This is a genomic window from Salinibaculum salinum, from assembly GCF_037645885.1.
GTDB lineage: Archaea > Halobacteriota > Halobacteria > Halobacteriales > Haloarculaceae > Salinibaculum > Salinibaculum salinum.
On record NZ_JBBENW010000013.1, the window covers coordinates 12,742 to 31,415 of the forward strand.

13 protein-coding genes and 1 pseudogene are annotated in these 18,674 nt (G+C 62.2%); 8 read left to right on the plus strand and 6 right to left on the minus strand.

Going from position 1 to position 18,674, the window contains the following annotated elements; all coding sequences use genetic code 11:
* Positions 1-2: 2 nt before the first annotated feature.
* Positions 3-1,877, minus strand: coding sequence for a Glu-tRNA(Gln) amidotransferase subunit GatE (gatE, locus tag WDJ60_RS12210; RefSeq protein WP_340100753.1), 1,875 nt, complete (start codon positions 1,875-1,877; stop codon positions 3-5).
* A gap of 135 nt (positions 1,878-2,012) precedes the next feature.
* On the opposite strand from gatE, the gene WDJ60_RS12215 reads away from it, so the two are divergent.
* On the plus strand, positions 2,013-2,495 hold the full coding sequence (locus WDJ60_RS12215; protein WP_340100754.1) for a hypothetical protein: 483 nt from the start codon (positions 2,013-2,015) through the stop codon (positions 2,493-2,495).
* 15 nt (positions 2,496-2,510) lie between these two features.
* On the opposite strand, the gene WDJ60_RS12220 is transcribed toward WDJ60_RS12215, so the two are convergent.
* Entirely contained in the window at positions 2,511-3,569 is a 1,059-nt protein-coding gene (locus WDJ60_RS12220) for an NAD(P)-dependent glycerol-1-phosphate dehydrogenase (protein ID WP_340100756.1), read from the minus strand.
* Between the two features lie 130 nt (positions 3,570-3,699).
* On the opposite strand from WDJ60_RS12220, the gene WDJ60_RS12225 reads away from it, so the two are divergent.
* Positions 3,700-4,740: a hypothetical protein gene (locus WDJ60_RS12225; RefSeq protein WP_340100757.1), complete on the plus strand. Its 1,041-nt coding sequence runs from the start codon at positions 3,700-3,702 to the stop codon at positions 4,738-4,740.
* Positions 4,741-5,045: 305 nt separating this feature from the next.
* On the opposite strand, the gene gltB is transcribed toward WDJ60_RS12225, so the two are convergent.
* A complete protein-coding gene (gene gltB, locus WDJ60_RS12230) occupies positions 5,046-9,605 on the minus strand; it encodes a glutamate synthase large subunit (protein ID WP_340100759.1) in 4,560 nt (1,519 codons plus the stop codon).
* A 179-nt stretch (positions 9,606-9,784) separates the two neighbouring features.
* Here gltB and WDJ60_RS12235 point away from each other — a divergent pair, with 179 nt between their 5' ends.
* Entirely contained in the window at positions 9,785-10,261 is a 477-nt protein-coding gene (locus WDJ60_RS12235; RefSeq protein WP_340100760.1) for a DUF4330 domain-containing protein, read from the plus strand.
* Positions 10,262-10,268: 7 nt separating this feature from the next.
* Here the strand turns inward: WDJ60_RS12235 and proS are convergent, their stop codons facing one another.
* Both proS and WDJ60_RS12245 read right to left on the minus strand, forming a co-directional pair.
* Positions 10,269-11,729, minus strand: coding sequence for a proline--tRNA ligase (gene proS, locus WDJ60_RS12240; protein ID WP_340100761.1), 1,461 nt, complete (start codon positions 11,727-11,729; stop codon positions 10,269-10,271).
* Between the two features lie 67 nt (positions 11,730-11,796).
* Complete coding sequence (locus tag WDJ60_RS12245) at positions 11,797-12,276, minus strand: DUF7984 family protein (protein WP_340100762.1); 480 nt, start codon at positions 12,274-12,276, stop codon at positions 11,797-11,799.
* A gap of 170 nt (positions 12,277-12,446) precedes the next feature.
* Here WDJ60_RS12245 and WDJ60_RS12250 point away from each other — a divergent pair, with 170 nt between their 5' ends.
* The 4 genes from WDJ60_RS12250 (at position 12,447) to WDJ60_RS12265 (ending at position 17,407) form a co-directional block, all read left to right on the plus strand.
* Positions 12,447-13,859 carry an ATP-binding protein gene (locus WDJ60_RS12250; protein ID WP_340100763.1) on the plus strand — a complete coding sequence of 471 codons (1,413 nt, stop codon included), beginning with the start codon at positions 12,447-12,449 and terminating at the stop codon, positions 13,857-13,859.
* A 234-nt stretch (positions 13,860-14,093) separates the two neighbouring features.
* Positions 14,094-16,019: a beta-CASP ribonuclease aCPSF1 gene (locus tag WDJ60_RS12255; protein WP_340100764.1), complete on the plus strand. Its 1,926-nt coding sequence runs from the start codon at positions 14,094-14,096 to the stop codon at positions 16,017-16,019.
* A gap of 93 nt (positions 16,020-16,112) precedes the next feature.
* Positions 16,113-16,976 (plus strand): SDR family oxidoreductase, encoded by an 864-nt coding sequence (locus WDJ60_RS12260; protein ID WP_340100765.1) that lies wholly within the window; start codon positions 16,113-16,115, stop codon positions 16,974-16,976.
* Entirely contained in the window at positions 16,976-17,407 is a 432-nt protein-coding gene (locus WDJ60_RS12265) for a DUF6069 family protein (protein ID WP_340100766.1), read from the plus strand. Before WDJ60_RS12260 ends, WDJ60_RS12265 begins: the two co-directional genes overlap by 1 nt.
* Positions 17,408-17,505: 98 nt before the next feature.
* Here the strand turns inward: WDJ60_RS12265 and WDJ60_RS12270 are convergent.
* Positions 17,506-17,662, minus strand: a pseudogene (locus WDJ60_RS12270) (endonuclease III domain-containing protein); the annotation flags it as partial.
* A gap of 148 nt (positions 17,663-17,810) precedes the next feature.
* Between WDJ60_RS12270 and WDJ60_RS12275 the strand changes: the two are divergent.
* On the plus strand, positions 17,811-18,650 hold the full coding sequence (locus tag WDJ60_RS12275) for a CPBP family intramembrane glutamic endopeptidase (RefSeq protein ID WP_340100767.1): 840 nt from the start codon (positions 17,811-17,813) through the stop codon (positions 18,648-18,650).
* Positions 18,651-18,674: the final 24 nt, after the last annotated feature.

The following is an 18,674-nucleotide window of genomic DNA, read 5'->3' on the forward strand; positions in this document are numbered from 1 at the left end:
ACCTACGCGCGCTTTTGAATCTCTTCGCGGAGCACGGAACTGACGGTATCGCCGTCTGCTTTCCCGCGGAGCGCGCCCATGCACTCGCCCATCAGGCCGGAGAACGCACCCATTCCTTCGTCTTCGACCTGTTCGGCGTTTCGCTCGACGACATCGACGACCGCATCGCGGACCTCGTCCTCGCTGACGCCACCCAGTCCCTCCTGTTCGACGGCCGTCGCCGCACTGAGGTCCGGATTCTTCGAGAGTGCAGTCAGAAGGTCGTTCAGCCCCTCCTGTGGGACCTCGCCGTCGTCGACTAGATTGAGTGCATCCGTGAGATGGGTGTCGGTGAGATTCGCGACGGGAACGTCGTCTCGGCGGAGTTCCGTGAGTGTCGATTCCAGCGTCCCGGCGGCGAGTGTCGGGTCGACGCCGTCATCTCCATCAACGATTTCCTCGAACAGCGGCATCCACCTGCCGTAGGCGACCTGTTCGGCCAGACCGGCACTGAGGTCGTGCTCGGCCTGATAGCGCTCGACTTTCTCGGTCAGCAGTTCCGGCGTCTCAACCTCCGAGGGGTCGAGATCGACCGGCGGCACGTCCGTCTCAGGATACATCCGCGCTGCGCCGGGGAGCGGTCGGAGGTAAGTCGTCGTCGCGTCCTCGTTCGCGTCGCGGGTCTCCTCCGGGACACCCGCCATCGCAGTCTCCGCCCGGTCGGTGACGGCTTCGATTGCCAGTTCGGCGGTTTCGGGGTCGTCGGCCACCAGCGCGACGGCGTCTTCGGGTTCGGCGTCGACAGCGTCACGAAGTGCGCCGACTTCGGCTTCGGTGACGCCGTACGCGGGCAGTTCGTCGGTGTGAAAGATGCCGCCCGCACCGTGGCGCTTTGCGTGGTCGGCCAGTTCCGTCCCGAGCCGGCGGTCGGGCTGGATTTCGCGGCCGACGAGGCTGTCGAAGCCGTGGAGTCTGACGGCCATCGCTTTGCCGCCACCGGAGAGCGCTCCCTGGATGACGCCGCTGTCGCTCTCTGCCATCACGTCGGTCACGTCAGTCGGCTCGCCGACTGCTGCGTCGCGTTCCTGGAGCTCCGTCGCGATGTCGAGTAGTTCGACCTGCCGGCCGGCCTCGTTGCGGACGATATCGTCGATGTCGTCGAGGCTCTGGACGCCTTTGATTTCGACGCGGGCACCGTCGGCGATAGAGACGTTCACGTCCTGGCGAATCGTCCCGAGTCCGCGCTTTACCTGGCCGGTCGAGCGCAGCAACATCCCGATCTGCTCGGCGGCCTCCTTGGCCTGTGAGGGGGTTCGGATGTCGGGGTCGGTTCCGATTTCGACCAGCGGAATCCCAAGTCGGTCGAGGCTGTAGCGGACGCCGTCGTCGGTCTCTTCCACGCGCTGGGCGCTCTCTTCTTCGAGCATCATGTCCTCGACGCCGACCGGTCCGTCTTCGGTCTGGATTTCGCCGTCGGTCGCGACCAGCATCGTGCGCTGGAAGCCAGTCGTATTCGACCCGTCGACGACGATTTTCCGCATCACCTGCGCCTGGTCGATAGCGACCATGTCGAGCAGCTGTGCGATTTCGAGCGCGACTTCCATCGCTTCGCGGTCGACGCGGTGGGGCGGCTCGTCGTCCTCTTCGACGAGACAGGTGGTGTCGTAGGCGAGATACTCGAACTCGCGGTCGACCATGCTCTCTTCGAGCGCGGCCGCGTCTATCTCACCGAGTTCGCTCTTCGTCGGGTGGAGATACCGGGTGAATCGCCGGTCAGACTCCTCAGGTTCGCGCAGACGGGTGGGACACTGACAGAACAGTTTCGTCGCGGTGTCGAGTTGCTGGTGAATCTCCAGCCCGGCGACGAGACCCAACTCCTCGTAGTCGTACTCGGTCATTGCCACTCACTGCACGGTCGACAGGCAAAAAACGCACTATCGAACGCGATGTTGCGACCCGACAGAACAGCAAGCAGATATCAGCAGCTGAAACGTCTAGCGGGCTTTATCCGGGAGGAGTTCATTTCCGATTTCATGGGAGTGGCCGAGCGGTCGCGGGAGCACGTCGAAGACAAGATGACGGAGCTGGAAGCGACACACGGGTCGTTCGACATCAATCAGACGACCATCACGCTTCCCGGTGAACAGTACACGAGCATGCGAGAACGGGGGAATCCCGAACCGGTCTCCGCATACATCGCGGTCCGCAATGAGGAAGACGATGTCCTCCACGTCGACGGCGATGAGGACCTCGAACTGCCCGGTGTGCAGGCGGAGCTGGACACAGCACTCGGTGCAGCAATCTGCGAGACAGTCCGGGAACGGACGGGAGTCGACTGCGTCATCGAGGGCATCGAACAGGTGACGATTGCGGGCCTCCGGAACGGCGGGGACCCGAACGCGGGAACGCTGTACAACCTCGTTGTCGTGTTCAACGGGAGCTATCAGACGGGTGCCCCCACCGAAGAGACGACCTGGCAACAACTCGACGAACGCGTCCAGCCTGCCTACGCCTAGTCGTCGGCAGCGCGGTCAGATGACACCCGTGACCGACGCCGCCTCTCGGGCTGCTGTTTCGTCCATTCCGTCGCCGAGAATCGTGTATCGGTCTCGGATTTCGTGACAGGTTATCAGCGCCTCGATAACGGTTTCGTCGTCGATACCGAGTTCTTCGGCAGTCGTCGGTGCGCCAATCGTCGCAAGCGCGTCGCGGACGTTCGTCCACTCGCCGTGTTCGCCGCTGTGGAGATACTCGGTCATCATCGCCCCGATGCCGACCTGGTGACCGTGGAGCGCCGCGTCGGGAACGAGCTGGTCGAGTTTGTGCGAGAAGAGGTGTTCGGCTCCACTCGCCGGACGGGAGGAGCCTGCAATCGACATCGCGACGCCCGAGGAGACGAGCGCCTTCACCACAACCCAGGCCGACTCTTCGAGTCCCTGTTTGATCGAGTCGGCGTTCTGGACGAGCATCTCGGCGGTCATCTGAGAGAGCGCACCGGCGTACTCGGAGTACTCGACGTTTTTCAGGCGGTTGGCCAGTTGCCAGTCGCGAACAGCCGTGTAGTTCGAGATGATATCGGCACAGCCCGCCGTCGTCAATCGCCAGGGAGCGTCCGCCAGGATTTCGGTGTCTGCGACCACTGCGAGTGGCGGTTCGGCGGCGACGCTGTGGCGCGTGTCACCTTCGGCGACCGACCCGCGCCCGGAGACGATACCGTCGTGACTGGCTGCGGTCGGGACCGAAACGAAGCCGACCCCTCGGTCTTCGGAGGCCATCTTCGCGATATCGATTGCCTTGCCGCCGCCGACGCCGTACAGATAGCCGGCGTCGACCTCAGTTGCGGCGTCTATTACGTCCTGAACGGCCTCGAAGGAGGCGTCTTCGACGGTGACCAGCGCGGGGTCGTCACCTCGTGCCGCCAGCTGGTCGTAGAGTCGGTCGCCGGCGACTTCCTTCGGCGTCGGACTGGTGACAATGAGCGGCCGCCCCGAGAGATGCAGGTCGTCGACCGCGGCGGCAGTCTGCTCGATAACCCCGTGGCCCACCAGCACGTTCCGCGGGAGGCGTATCCAGCTTGACTTCTCGAACATACTCACCCGTGGAGAGGCGGCGGTGTTAACAGTTCGGGCGTCGGTCCGCCGTCGCATCTCCCGAGAGAATCACATCCCGCGTTTATGTCGTAGCAAAAACTTTTACAAACTCACACAAAATTGTAGGCTCATGGACAGAAGACAGTTCGTCAAGATTGCAGGGATGGCAAGCGTCGCAGCGACCGGCGGTCTGGCAGGGTGTCAAGATGGTGGCAACGGGGAAGGCGACGAGACAGAAGATGAAACGCCGGATGGCAACGATAGTACTGATGGCGAACCGCCAGCGCGGTACAACGAGTGGGTGTACGCTGACGCCAATGCAGACCGGGAGATGTTCGCTGTCTCACTGGACTGGCAGTCGATTCCGAATATGGACGACAGTCAAGCGACACCAGACGAAAACGAAGCGCTCCAGAACGACGTGCTCGCCACGACGCCAGTGAGTTTTCTCTTTGTTGGGGCATTTTCCGTCGGCTTCGGTCTCGCCCAGCTCGGCGTCGATTCGGTGGTTCAGGAGCAAGGAGACGGCCCCACGGAGTTCGTCCACGTGGCCAGCGGTGGCATCGTCCTGGAAGGCTCCTACGACGAGGAGTCACTCGCCCAGAGTGTCGAAGGCGCTGGCGCATCAGAAGTCGAGGAGTACAGCGGGTACACCCTCTACGAGAACGACACAAGCGGTGCTGTCGTCGCCCTCTCAAGTGAGACTATCATCACTGTCCAGAGCAGCAGTGACGGAGTGGACGACCCGCTGGCCCGCGCGAAGGGACTCGCCGATGCCGGCGCTGGTGACGAGACGCCACTGAGTCAGAACGAAGCGGCGTTTGCGGACCTGATGACTGCCCTTCCCGACCGTGCTATCATGGGCACGTCGTTCAGTTCGGAGGCGAGACCGCTGAACTCGACACCCGACAGCGGTGAAGGCAGCCAGACCGGCTTCTCACAGACGGACCTCGACGGGAACATCAATGGCATCGCGAGCAGCGCATCCCTTTCAGAGGAGAGTATGACCTCGTCGCTTGCGATTCGATACGAGAGCGAAGGCGAGGTCAACGACAGATCTGCCCTGGAAGCCGCTATCGGGACCGAAGCCAGTGACCGGTCGGTCACGATCGACGGGCCGCTCGTCGTCATCGAGGGGAGCTACAGCACGGTTCCAGAGCCGAACGCTTGATCTCGGTTAACTCTCCGACTATCGACCGTCTTCTGTTCAGTTACGTTCTCTGGACAGCACCCGGTATTCACGGTAGCCGAGAACGAGTTGCGGTCCACTCTCTGGGTAGCGAGCTACCTGGTAACAACTACATAACAAACTGGCAGGCAACCCAAGAGACAGATATGAGCTGTGTTAACTGTGAAACCGACGCGGAAGCCTACACACTCAGAGCACACGTGATGGATGCCGAGAGCAAGGTCGACCTGCCGTTTTGCTCGACGGATTGTCTACAAGATTGGGTGTAACTGCTCGCGGATACCGTTTTAGTCGTCGGCGTGGCCGCGAACGGTATCGCTCGCCGTCACAGTCGAGTCTGCGGCCGGCGGAAGCTCGTTGCGCACGTCGTCGCGGTCGCGCTCCTCGATGACTTCCGCGTAGGCGTCGGGCATGACTTTCGTAAAGTTCTCGATTTCCTCGTCCCAGTCCTCGAGTAGCTCGGCCGCGCGGTCGGAGTCCGTGTAGGCGGCGTGATTCTCGACGAGACGGGTTAGCATATCTCGGTCCTTGGGTTCGAGAGTCCCCATGAGCGTGACCATCCCGGTGTTGGCGTGGTTCTCGAACTCGTCGTCCGGGTCGTAGACGTAGGCGACGCCGCCACTCATTCCGGCCGCGAAGTTCTTGCCGGTCTCACCGAGGACGGCGATGGCACCACCGGTCATGTACTCACAGCCGTGGTCGCCGACGCCTTCGACGACCCCCTTGATACCGGAGTTACGGACGCCGAAGCGCTCGCCAGCGACGCCGTTGATGTAGGCCTCGCCCTGGGTCGCGCCGTAGAGGGCGACGTTGCCGATGACGATGTTCTCGTCGGCGGCGTAGCCGGCGTCGTTGGGCGTCCGGACGAGTATTTTCCCGCCAGAGAGTCCCTTGCCGACGTAGTCGTTTGCCGTTCCGACGAGGTCCATCGTGACGCCGCTCTGGGTGAAGGCACCGAAGCTCTGTCCCGCGGTCCCCTCGAATCGGAGGTTGAGCGTGTCCTCGGGGAGTCCCTCGACGCCGTACTCGCGCGAGATACGACTCGACAGCGTCGCGCCGACTGTCCGGTCGACGTTGTCGATATCGAGGTCGAGCGTCATCGGTTCGCCGTTCTCGATTGCCGGTTCGGCCTGGTCAAGAATCTCCCAGTCGAGTTGCTTGTCGACCTCGTGGTCCTGTGGCTGGGTCTTGTACCGGTCGATGTCGTAGTCGGTCTCGGGTTCGGCGAGGACCGCCGAGAGGTCGAGTTTCTTCGCTTTCTCCTGTTCGACGTCGTCGCGCTGTTCGAGCACGTCGACGCGGCCAATCATCTCGTCGACCGTCTCGAAGCCGAGTTCGGCCATGATCTCGCGCAGTTCCTGCGCGACGAACGTCATGTAGTTGATGACGTGCTGGGGCTGGCCGGGGAAGCGGTCGCGGAGCTTCTCGTTCTGGGTGGCGACGCCGACCGGACAGGTGTTCTCGTGACACTGCCGGGCCATGACACAGCCCGACGTGACCATGGAAGCGGTTCCGAATGCGTACCCCTCGGCACCGAGCAACGCGGCGACGGCCACGTCTCGGCCAGTCTTCATCCCGCCGTCGGTGGTGACCTTGATACGGTCACGGAGCCCCGTCGCGCGGAGCATCTGGTTGGCCTCGGAGACGCCGAGTTCCCACGGGAGGCCCGCGTTCTTGATGCTCGTCTTCGGTGAGGCACCGGTCCCGCCGTTGTCACCGGAGATGTGGACCACGTCGGCGTTTGCCTTGGCGACGCCGGCGGCAACGGTACCGATGCCGGCCTCGGCGACGAGTTTGACGTTGACATCTGCCTCCGGGTTCGAGGCCTTCAGGTCGTGAATCAGCTGTTTGAGGTCCTCGATGGAGTAGATGTCGTGCAGCGGTGGCGGCGAGATGAGGCCGACGCCCGGCGTCGCGTACCGGACGTGGGCGATCATCTCGTTGACCTTCTTGCCGGGCAGGTGGCCACCTTCACCGGGCTTGGAACCCTGTGCCATCTTGATCTGCAGTTCCTCGGCGTTGGCGAGGTAGGTCGACGTGACGCCGAAACGACCCGAGGCCACCTGCTTGGTTGCGCTTCCCTTCTCTGTGTTGAACCGCTCCGGTGGTTCGCCGCCCTCGCCAGTGTTGGAACTCGCACCGATGCGGTTCATCGCGATCGCGTTGTTCTCGTGCATCTCCGGCGAAAGCGACCCGAGACTCATCGCAGCTGTCTCGAAGCGCTTGACGATGTCTGAGACCGGTTCGACATCCTCGATTGGTATCGGTTCCCGGTCACTGTCGAACTCCAGCAGCCCGCGGAGCGTGTGGAGGTTCTCGTTTTTGTCGTTGATGAGGTCGGAAAACTCCTGGTATCGCTCGTAATCGCCCATCCGAACGGCCTGCTGTATCGTGCCGACCGTGTCGGGGTTCCAGGAGTGGTAGATACCACCCGAGCGGTTCTCGTACTCCCCGACCCGCTCCATCTTCGGTTCTTCCTCCTCGTCCCAGGCGACTTCGTGACGGCGTTCGAGGTCTTTCTCTATCTCTTCGAGACCGATTCCCTCGGTCCGGTTCTCGGTTCCCTCGAAGTACTCGGCGACGAAATCCGAGGAGAGGCCGATAGCCTCGAAAATCTGTGCGCCCTGATAGCTCTCCACGGTAGAGATACCCATCTTGGCCATCGTCTTCAGCAGGCCGTCCTCGACGGCGTTGATGTAGGCGTCGATGGCCTTCGCGGGGTCTGCGCCGTCGGGACCGGCGACGAGGTCCTCGATGGTCTGGTAGGAGAGGTACGGGTTGATTGCGCCGGCACCGTAGCCGATGAGTGTCGCAAAGTGGTGGACTGCACGCGGGTCGCCGGATTCGAGGACGAGTCCGACGTGGTTGCGGAGGCCGTTGCGGACGAGGTGGTGGTGAACGCCGCCGACGGCGAGCAGACTCGGAATCGGTACCTCGTCGGGGCCGGCATCGCGGTCCGAGAGCACGACGATGTCGTGTTCGGGGGCAACTTCGTCGGCCTTCTCACGGACCGTCTCGACGGCCGCTTCGAGGTCCTGCTCGTCGGGGTCGTACGTGATGTCAACGGTCGCCGTCGAAAGCCCGTTCTCGTCGATTTCTTTGATATCTCGCATCTCCTGGTCGGTCAGGATGGGCGAATCGAGGACGAGTTGCCGGGCGTGCTCCGGTGTTTCGTCGAGCAGGTTCCGCTGGTGACCGAGCCGCGACTCCAGCGATGTGACCAGTTCCTCGCGGATGTAATCAAGCGGCGGGTTCGTCACCTGTGCGAACAGCTGTTTGAAGTAGGTAAACAGCGGCCGGTTGAACTGTGAGAGCACCGATAGCGGCGTGTCGTCACCCATCGAGCCGACGGGGTCTTTGCCCTTCTCGGCCATCGGCTCCAGCAGGTGGTCGACCTCGTCGTAGGTGTAGCCGTACATCGCCTGGTGAGCGCGCAGCGCCGAGACGTCGCCCTGCGGAAGGTTGTCGTCGTCCAGGGAGATATCGCCGAGTTCGACCTGCTCCTGTTCGACCCACTCGCCGTACTTGTCGTCGGCGAGGTCCTCGAACACTTCCTCGTCGGGGACAACCCGGCCCTTCTCGGGGTCGGCGAGGAAACACTGACCGGGCTGGAGACGGCCGCGCTCTGCGATTTCGTCCTCGTCGTAGTCCAGTGCACCGATTTCGGAGGACATGACGAGCGTGTTGTCTTTCAGGATATCGTACCGGCAGGGACGAAGCCCGTTACGGTCGAGAACAGCGCCGACGCGCTCGCCGTCGGTCGCAGCGACGAGTGCGGGGCCGTCCCACGGTTCGACCAGGGAGGCGTGATAGTCGTAGAAGTCACGTCGGTCGCCGGTCACGTCGTTTGCCTCACCGCGCCACGCCTCGGGAATGAGCGTCCGGAGCGCGTGCGGCAGGTCTCGCCCGCCCTGCATGAGCAGTTCCAGCGCGTTGTCGACGCTCGCAGTGTCGGACTGCTCGGGGTCGTCGATGATTGGCTTGATTTTGTCGATGTCCTCGCCGAAGGCCTCGTGAGCGATGTCTGTCTCGCGGGCGCGCATCCAGTTGATGTTACCCTGAATCGTGTTGAACTCGCCGTTGTGGATGATGTTGCGGTACGGGTGCGCGAGGTGCCACGCGCCCAGCGTGTTCGTCGAGAAACGGGCGTGGACCATCGCGAACGTCGAGGTCATCCGCTCGTCGTGGAGTTCCGGGAAGTATTCGGCGACCTGTTCGGCCAGAAGCAGCCCCTTGTAGACGACGGTGTCTTTGTCCAGCGAGACGATGTAGAACCGTTCGTGTCCCGGTGGCTGTTCCTCGTCAACTTTGTTCTCGACGACGCGGCGGCCGACGTAGAGTTGCCGGTCGAATTCTTTGTCAGTCTTCCCCTCGCTGGAGGTGACGAACACCTGCTGTACGTCTGGTTCAGACTCGACAGCGGTGTCGCCCAGCGTCGAGTTGTCGGTCGGGACCGACCGCCAGGCGAGGACATCCAGTCCTTCTTCGGCGAACGTCTCTTCGACGAGGGTCTTCAGGTCTGCTCTCGCGTCGTCGTCCTGCGGGAGAAAGAGTGAGCCGACGGCGTATTCGCCGGGGGACGGCAGATCCGCGTCGACTTCGTCGGCGAAGAACTCGTGCGGTATCTGGAACATTATTCCGGCACCGTCACCGGTTTCGGATTCGGCACCGGTCGTGCCACGATGTTCCATACATTCGACGAGGTCGAGCCCGTCCTGTACTACCTGGCTCTGTTTCCCGCCGTCGAGGTCCATTACGACCCCGACGCCACAGTTCGACCGTTCGTCAGTGGGGTCCGCGAGCCCGGCATCGCCCGCAGACTGCCCTGTGTCCTGTCGCTCCGTCATTCTAACCCGTTTCAAGGACTGCATCCATAAGAGGCTACCCCTGAAATAGGCATGGTGTGTAAAACGCAAATAATGGTGTATTAGGAAAATATTGTCAATATTAATTTTCGTCTGTTCGGCCGGCAGTAAATGGCAAGTGAGAGGATATATGTGCCAGCCACGTGGCGTCACCGACAGGAATGGAGGTCATCGACGAGAACGGACGGGTGTTCGGTGTCGTCAACGTTATCGACCTGTTAGTCCTTCTGCTGGTCCTCGCTGTCGTCGCTGCCGGTGTCGCTCTCGTCCTCGGCAGCGGAGCCAGCGAGGCCGAGTCGGAAACTGCCACGATAACCGTCCGAGCAGACAGTGTCCAGCCCTACGTCGCAGATGCAGTGCCACCAGTTGGCGACCTCGACGGCGGGAGTGTCACCAGTATCGAAAACAAGACCGTCGAACCAGCCACGATCGTCACCACGAATTCCTCAGGTGACGTACTGGTTCGCGAGCATCCCAGACTGAAGACCGTCACTCTAACGGTAACTGTCGACGTTTCGCAGACGGACGGAACACGCGTCTACGACGAGCAGTCCCTCAAAGTAGGGAAGGGCGTCAGTCTCGACCTGCACACCGTCGACCTGCGAGGAAACGTAACGGCGGTCGAGCACGAAACCTAAGCAGCGGTCAGTAACTCTTCGCGAAGTAGGCGGTCTCTGTTGCGTCTTCGCCACAGATTGCACACTCGTCGTGAATCGGTTCCTCGTCGCGGTCAAGCGGCACCATCACGATTTCGGCGGCGATTGCCTCTTTGATCGGCTCTTCGCAGTCTTCGTCGCCACACCAGCCACACTTGACGTAACCGCCGTGCTGGCCGATCGTGCCCAGAATCTCCTCGCGGCTCTCGGCCTCTCGGATCTCGCCCTCCAGCGTCTCCTCGGCACTGGCGTAGAGTTTGGCGTGAACGGTGTCGAGGTGGTCCCAGGTCGTCTCGCCGATGTTCTCACGCGCTTCGACTTCGTTCTCGCCGTCGGGGCGGTGGACGAACGTGACGTCCCCGTCTTCGACCTCGTTGGGTCCGACCTCGATGCGGACGGGGACGCCCTTGAGTTCCCACTCGTTGTATTTGAAGCCGGGATTGCGGTTCTCCCGGTCGTCCAGATTGACGCGCACGCCGGCGTCTTCCAGGTCGGCCGCGATCTCCTCGGCGTAGCCGACGACCTCCTCCTTGTTCTCCTCTTGCCAGATCGGGACGATGACGACCTGCTCGGGTGCAAGCGACGGCGGAAGGACGAGCCCCTGGTCGTCGGAGTGAGTCATAAAGAGCGCGCCCATCGCGCGCCACGAGAGCCCCCAGGAGGTCGTGTGGGCGGTGTTCGACTCCTCGTCCTCGTCGGCGTACGTGATGTCGAACGCCTCGGCGAAGGAGGTGCCCAGATAGTGCGACGTTGCGCCCTGGACGGACTTGCCGTCGGGCATCAGCGCCTCGACGGTCGTCGTCGTGTGCGCGCCGGGGAACTTGTCGTGGGGTGGCTTGCGTCCACGGAGCACCGGCATCGCCAGCACCTCCTCGTAGACGCGCTCGTACTGGTCGAGACGGGTCATCGTCTCGTCCCATGCCCCTTCCTCGTCGCGATGGGCGGTGTGCCCCTCCTGCCAGAGGAACTCCTTGGTACGGAAGAACGGCTTGGTCTCGGTGGCCTCCCAGCGCACGACCGAACACCACTGGTTCAGGCGGAGCGGGAGGTCGCGGTGTGAGCGCGTCCACTGGGCCATGAAGGGCGCAATGATGGATTCACTCGTGGGGCGGACCGCCAGGCGTTCCTCGAGTTCGTCGTATCCGCCGTGGGTCACCCACGCGACTTCGGGGTCGAACCCCTCCACCACGTCCTTCTCGCGTTCGAGGAAGGATTCGGGGATGAACATCGGGAAGTAGGCGTTCTGGACGCCGGTGTCCTTGAACCAGCCGTCGAGGTGGTTCTGGATGCGCTCCCAGATGGCGTACCCGCGGGGGCGAGTGATGATGAACCCGCCCATCGGGGCGTAGTCTGCGAGCTCTGCCTTCTGCACGAGTTCGGCGTACCACTCGCCGGTCTCGTGTTCTTTCGACTTGGTGATGCCGAGGTCTTGCTCGGTATCGTCGGTCATTGGCGGTGAGTGCGACGCCGAAGGATAAACGCGCTTTGTTTGTCCGCGAGGAGGGTCGGGTCTCGCGTCAAATGGTGAAAGGACTCTCGCCGTCCGTCCACTCCCAGCCCGGCAGTCGGGTCTGAATGCCCGCGGCCAGGGCTGCATCGAGGTCGTCGGCGCCGGCAGGGTCTCCGTCGTCGCCGTGGGTGTGGACGTCCGCGTAGTGGAAGGTGGCTTCGCCGAGCAGGCGGAGTGGTTGCTGGCCGGCGAGCATCCCCGCGAGTTCCCGCCCGAGCAGTTCGTCGACGACGAACCCTGGGTAGTCGGCCTCGACATCGAGGTCGCGGAGCAGCCAGACGAGCGTGGCGACGTTCACCGCGAGGTCACCGTCCGCAAAGACCGAATCGACGGCGTCGACGTACTGCTGTTCGGCGACGCGAGCGACCTCGGTACCGAAAATACTCCCGAGGTCGTCACGGACACTGTTGATGAGCGGCACGATCACAGTATCTCGGTCGCGGACCCACTGGTATTCCCGTTCGACGACGGCAGGTGTGATTCGCATGACGGGAGCGACGGTCGCCGGTCGCTTGGTTCTTGGCGTTCAACCACCTCACTGAGTAGGGGAAGCACATTTATCCGGGAGTCGAGAACGACTGGATAGCAACCGTCGCGCGTTCAGTCGGCATTCGCTCTGGGATACGACGGCTTCGAGCGCGCGACACGGGGTAATCAATGGAGTACATCGAAGATATCACCGCGCTGGTCGTCGACGACAGCGAGTTTTTCGCCTCGTTGACGGCCGACCAGCTAGAGACGAAACACGACATGAACGCGCAGACGGCGTCGAGTCCGAAATCTGCACTGGAGGAACTGGAGGCCCTCGGCGTAGACATCGTCGTCAGCGACTACGACATGCCGGAGATGGACGGGTTAGCGTTCTACGAGAAGGTCGACGAACGCGTCCCCGAGATGCCGTTTATTCTCCTGACTGGGCGGACGGACGGCGATATCGCGAGTTCGGCAATCAGCGCTGGCGTCGACGACTACCTCCAGAAAGAGGCCGTCGCCGAACGCAACGATTTCGAGGTGCTGGCAAACCGGATTCAAAACGTCGTCAACCAGCGCAAATCGAGACAGAAGTACGAACTCGTCGTCGACAACACTCCCGAGGGTATCGCGCAGGTGAGCCGCGACGGAACGATCATGGCAGCAAACGAGCGTGTTTCGGAGTCGTTCGAGGTCCCGAGCCATGACATCGTCGGCGCAAACGTCGGCGAGGTGCTGCCCGACGAGATCGCGAACCGCTGGCTCGCCTACGGCGATGACGCGCTGACGACCGGCGAGCGAGTCAGTTTCGAGAGCAGTTACGACGACCGATACTTCCACACGTACGCCGTTCCTGTCGACGTCGGTGGCGAGACCGACACCTTCCAGATCATCTCGCGAGATATCACCCAGCGCCGAGAGCGCGAACAGGAACTCGAAACTCGAACCGAGCAACTGGAACTCATCAACCGCTTCGTTCGCCACGACATTCGCAACGACATCGACCTGATTTACACCTGGTCGGAGCTGTTGCGCGACCACGTCGACGAAGATGGGCAGGAGTATATCGACCGCATCAAGTCGACGAGCGACCACATCACCGAGTTGACGACGATTGCAGGTGAGTTCGTCGAGACAGTCTCCAGTGACAGTGACGCCCAACTGGAAGCGATACCGCTCCGACGCACACTCGGCGAGGAACTGGAGAAGTGTCGCTCCTCGTACGAAGCTGCGTCGTTCACGCTCAACGGCGAGATACCCGCGGTTGACGTTCGCGCGAACGGGATGCTTTCTTCCGTCTTCCGGAACCTGCTGAACAACGCCGTCCAGCACAACGACGCCGACCACCCGAGCGTATACGTGACGGCGACCGACCGTGGGGAGACGGTCGAAGTGACAGTCGCCGACAACGGTCCCGGCGTTCCCGACGACCAGACGGAGAAAATCTTCGGGAAAGGCGACCAGGGCGCAGAGAGCGCCGGAACCGGTATCGGACTGTATCTCGTTCACACGCTGGTCTCCCAATACGGCGGTACGGTGACCGTCGAGGACAGCGACATTGGTGGCGCGCGGTTCATCGTCACACTCCAGGCGGTGTGACCGGTCGAACGGGCCGAACCATGTGAAGGGGTTGCGAAGGGCTTTTATAACCGCGAGAATGTACGGAGAACCACACGTCGGTTTTCCGGGAACAGATTCACCCGGAGGTACCTATTCCCCAGTCCGGGGACCACAGACTAACACAATGACTAGTGTTCCTGTATATCGTCCTGTTCGGATAGCGTTTCAGGAGGGACACTGCTCGCCAGGCGTCACGATACACGTTTCTCAGCTATGAGTGCAGTAGAAAAGCGGCTCGAAGAGATGAAAGCAGAGATTACGAACGAAGTCCCCAACGATATAACCATAACCCAGGTTACATACGAGGGACCGGAACTGGTCATCTACACACGCGACCCGAAGAAGTTCGCGCAGAACGGTGACCTGATTCGACGACTCGCTTCACAGTTGCGCAAGCGAATCACCGTTCGTCCGGACCCGGCAGCGCTGTCGTCACCGAAGGCGGCCCGGAAAGAGATCACGTCGATTATCCCCGAAGAGGCTGGTGTCACCGGCCTCGATTTCCATCACGACACCGGTGAAGTCGTCATCGAAGCCGAAAAACCGGGCATGGTCATCGGGAAACACGGAGCGACACTCCGAGAGATCACCCAGAAAGTCGGCTGGACCCCCGAAGTGGTCCGCACACCACCGATCGAGTCCTCGACAGTCCAGAACGTCCGGAACTTCCTCAAACAGGAACGCGAGGAGCGCCGGGACATTCTCGAACGGGTCGGCCGACAGATTCACCGCGAGGAGATGTCCGACGACGAGTACGTCCGCATCACGACACTGGGCTGCTGTCGCGAAGTCGGACGGGCGGCCTTCATCCTCTCGACGCCGGAAACACGCGTTCTCATCGACTGCGGAGACAAGCCGGGCGCCGAAGGGGAAGTCCCCTATCTGCAGGTGCCGGAGGCACTCGGCGCTGGTGCGAGCAACATCGACGCGGTCGTGTTGACCCACGCCCACCTCGATCACTCTGCGCTCATTCCGCTTCTCTTCAAGTACGGCTACGACGGCCCGATCTACACGACCGAACCCAGTCGCGACCTGATGGGGCTGCTGCAACTCGACTACCTGGACGTGGCCGCCAAGGAAGGACGAACCCCTCCCTACGACTCCGAGATGGTCCGGGAAGCCATCAAACACACTATCCCGCTGGAGTACGGCGACGTGACCGACATCGCCCCAGATATCAAACTCACCCTGCACAACGCCGGCCACATTCTCGGTTCCTCGATCTGTCATTTCCACATCGGTGACGGGCTGTACAACGTCGCGTTCTCGGGTGACATCCACTACGACGACACGCGGCTGTTCAACGGCGCCGTCAACGACTTTCCGCGCGTCGAGACGCTCGTCCTCGAATCCACGTACGGCGGGCGGAACGATTATCAGACCGACCAGAAAGACTCCGAGCGAAAGCTCAAGCGCGTCATCAACGATACGATTGACGAGGACGGGAAGGTACTGATTCCCGCCTTCGCAGTCGGGCGCTCCCAGGAGATCATGCTCGTCCTCGAGGAAGCGATGCGCGAGGGCGAGATTCCGGAGGTGCCGATCCACCTCGACGGGATGATATGGGAGGCGACCGCGATTCACTCGACGTATCCCGAGTACCTCCGCGACGGGGTCAGAGATCGCATCTTCCACGAGGACGAGAACCCGTTCCTGGCCGACCAGTTCAACCACATCGACGGCGGCGAGGAGGAGCGCCAGGACGTCGCCGACGGCGGCCCCTGTATCATCCTCTCGACGTCGGGGATGATTGAGGGCGGCCCCATCTTCTCCTGGCTCGAACACGTCGGCCCGGATCCGAACTCGACGCTGACGTTCGTCGGCTATCAGGCTCAGGGGACGCTGGGTCGGCGGATTCAGAACGGCTGGGACGAAATCCCCATCGGGAACGACAACGGACGCGGCCGCGGTGACACGCTCACGCTGCGGATGAACGTCGAAGTCGTCGACGGCTTCTCCGGCCACGCCGACCGACAGGGGCTGGAGAACTTCGTCAAGACGATGAACCCCCGGCCAGAGAAGATACTCTGTGTCCACGGCGACGAGTCCTCCGTTCAGGACCTCTCCTCGTCACTCTATCACGACTTCAACATGCGGACGTTCGCCCCGAAGAACCTCGAAACGTTCCGCTTTGTCTGAGGCGGGAGCTTTTCTCCGTGACTTCGAAACCGCAGAGTCACTACGATATCCTGAAGTGTGACGTATTTGCCACTGTGGGACATCGTTACCGGTGTGACAGCAGCGATACCACCGACAGTCCTGGTAACGGGTGCATCGGGAACAGTCGGGACGCAGGTTCGGGCACACCTGGATGCCCGAGCGTGTACAGTTCGGGCGCTCGTCCGTACCCCAGATGCCGACGACGAGCAGGAAGTTCGGTTCGACTTCGAGAAACCCGAGACGTGGGGACAGGCATTCGACTCGGGCGACCGACTCTTCCTCGTGAGACCGCCGTCGATTTCGCGCGTCGGTGAGTTTCTGCTACCCGCCATCGACGCCGCCCAGCGATGCGGTATCGAACACGTCACGCTGCTGTCCGTCCTGGGCGCCGAGAAGAATCCACTCCTCCCCCACCGCCGAATCGAGCGACATCTGGAAGCCAGCGGACTGGACTACACCTTTCTCCGTGCGTCGTTTTTCATGCAGAACTTCGATGAGGTGCACGCGCGGGATATCCGCGAACACGACGAGTTGTTCGTCCCCGCTGGCGGTGGCAAGACGAGTTTCGTAGACGCACGAGACGTCGCCGAAGTAGCCGCAGTAACGTTGACTGACGACGGCCACCGCAATCGGGCCTACGACGTGACCGGTCCGGAGGCACTCGGTTACGACGAAACTGCAGCTATTTTTAGCGACGTCCTCGGCCGCGACATTTCGTACCCTCGACCGGGAGCAGTCGCGTTCGCTCGGCGCTGGTTGGCGCGGGGTGAGCCCCTGGGGTTCGTCGTCGTGATGCTCGCCATCTATACGACTGCTCGGCTCGGACTCGCTAGCCGGGTGACCCACGACGTACGCGAGGTACTGGATCGTGACCCGCGACCCCTCCAGACATACGTCGCGGATTACAAAGATGCCTTCGAGGAGAGCGATACATAATGATACACAATACGAAAACGATTGCACTCCGTGGAGTCGCCGCTGCGGCCGTCTCGGCACTCGTCAACGCCGGCATCGTTGCAGGCGCACAGAGCGTCGACCTCGCACCGGGATTCCGGGCGCTGACGTATCCGCCCGTACTCTTCCTCAGCGTCGCCGGCGCGCTCGGTGCAGCCGTCGTTTATGCGCTCCTCGCTAGACGCGACGGACGCGGGACGGGCCAGACGTTCACGCGCATCGCCGTTGCAGTTCTCGTCCTGTCGTTCGTCCCCGACATCGGGTTACTGGTCGCCGACGATGCCGCAACGACGTCCGGCGTCGTCGTCCTGATGGCGATGCACGTTGTCGTCGCGGCGGTCTCCGTGTCGCTGCTGACCGGCCGACCAGTTGCACTGGGAGGGTCGGAAGCGACCACGTCCCGACCGCGCTGACCTTCGCTGTCGATGACCCCCCCTCTCGAAGTTCAGGTCAGAGGTGGCATCAGGTCAGAAGCGGCGTCGATATCGACCGGCCGCGAGATGTTGGCCAGTCAGTCGCCGACCGTCTCTACCGGGTCCATTGCCGCACCGTCTATCTTATCGACACCCTACCCGGCCACAGAGGTCTACCAGCGGACAGATTTCGGGGACGTCCAGACGGGCCGGCTTGCGTGCCGAGCAGTACTCACGACCGAACTGAATCATCGCCGCCAGAGCCACACTTCGGAATAATTCGGCCTGGAGAGCCAATCATCTACGTGGAAGTTGACTGGTTACCTACGAGGGACGCAGCCAGGTGACTGGACCCTAATTATCCGACACCGACCATTTACCAGATTGCGACGAAATCGCCCTCATGGGACAACCTGCTCCGAATCGCGGCGGTAGAGGGGGGGACTGGCGAGCGATTGCGGCGTTTCTCGTGCTCGCGTTCGGTTGGTCCTGGGCGTTCTGGGTGCCGAAGGCATTGGCGGGTCTCGGCGTTCTGGACGGTGTGCCCGTCCTGCCGGAACTCGGCGCGTTCGGCCCGACCGTCGCAGCCTTCGTACTCGTCGCGTACGCGAACGGGGTGACGGGTGTCCGCCGCCTCCTCGGTCGTGCAATCCAGGTTGACTACCCCGCACGGTGGCTCGCTGTCGCTCTACTGCTTCCAGTCGGCGTCGTCGCCACAGCCCTCGCCACCGCCTACGCCACTGGCACAGTACCATCGTATCCGTGGACCGGGACGCCCATTGTCTTGCCCATCGCGTTCGTCTTCATTTTCTTCCTTGGGGGGCCCGTCCAAGAGGAGTTCGGCTGGCGGGGCTACCTACTGGACCCGCTCCAGAACCGCCTCGGCGCGACCGTCGCCGGCCTCGCTATTGGCCTCGTCTGGGCTGTCTGGCACCTCCCGTTGTTCTACATTCCCAGTCAGACCATCTACTATAATATCCCTATGTTCGGCTTCTTTGTCTCCACCGCCTTCCTCTCGGTCCTCCATGCGTGGTTGTACAACAACGCCAACCGCAGCCTCCTGCCCTCCCTTCTCATGCACACGGCGTTCAACTGGGCGAACGGGATGTTCCCGGTGCTTGAATCTGACCCCGCGAGCCTCACGCTCCTGATAGTGCTCGCCGCGGTGACCGTCGCTGTCGTCGCCTACTGGGGACCGTCGACGCTGACACGGCCGCGTTCACGGTCCGACGCCACTGTCTGACCGCTGCAAACCTGCCCAAAACGA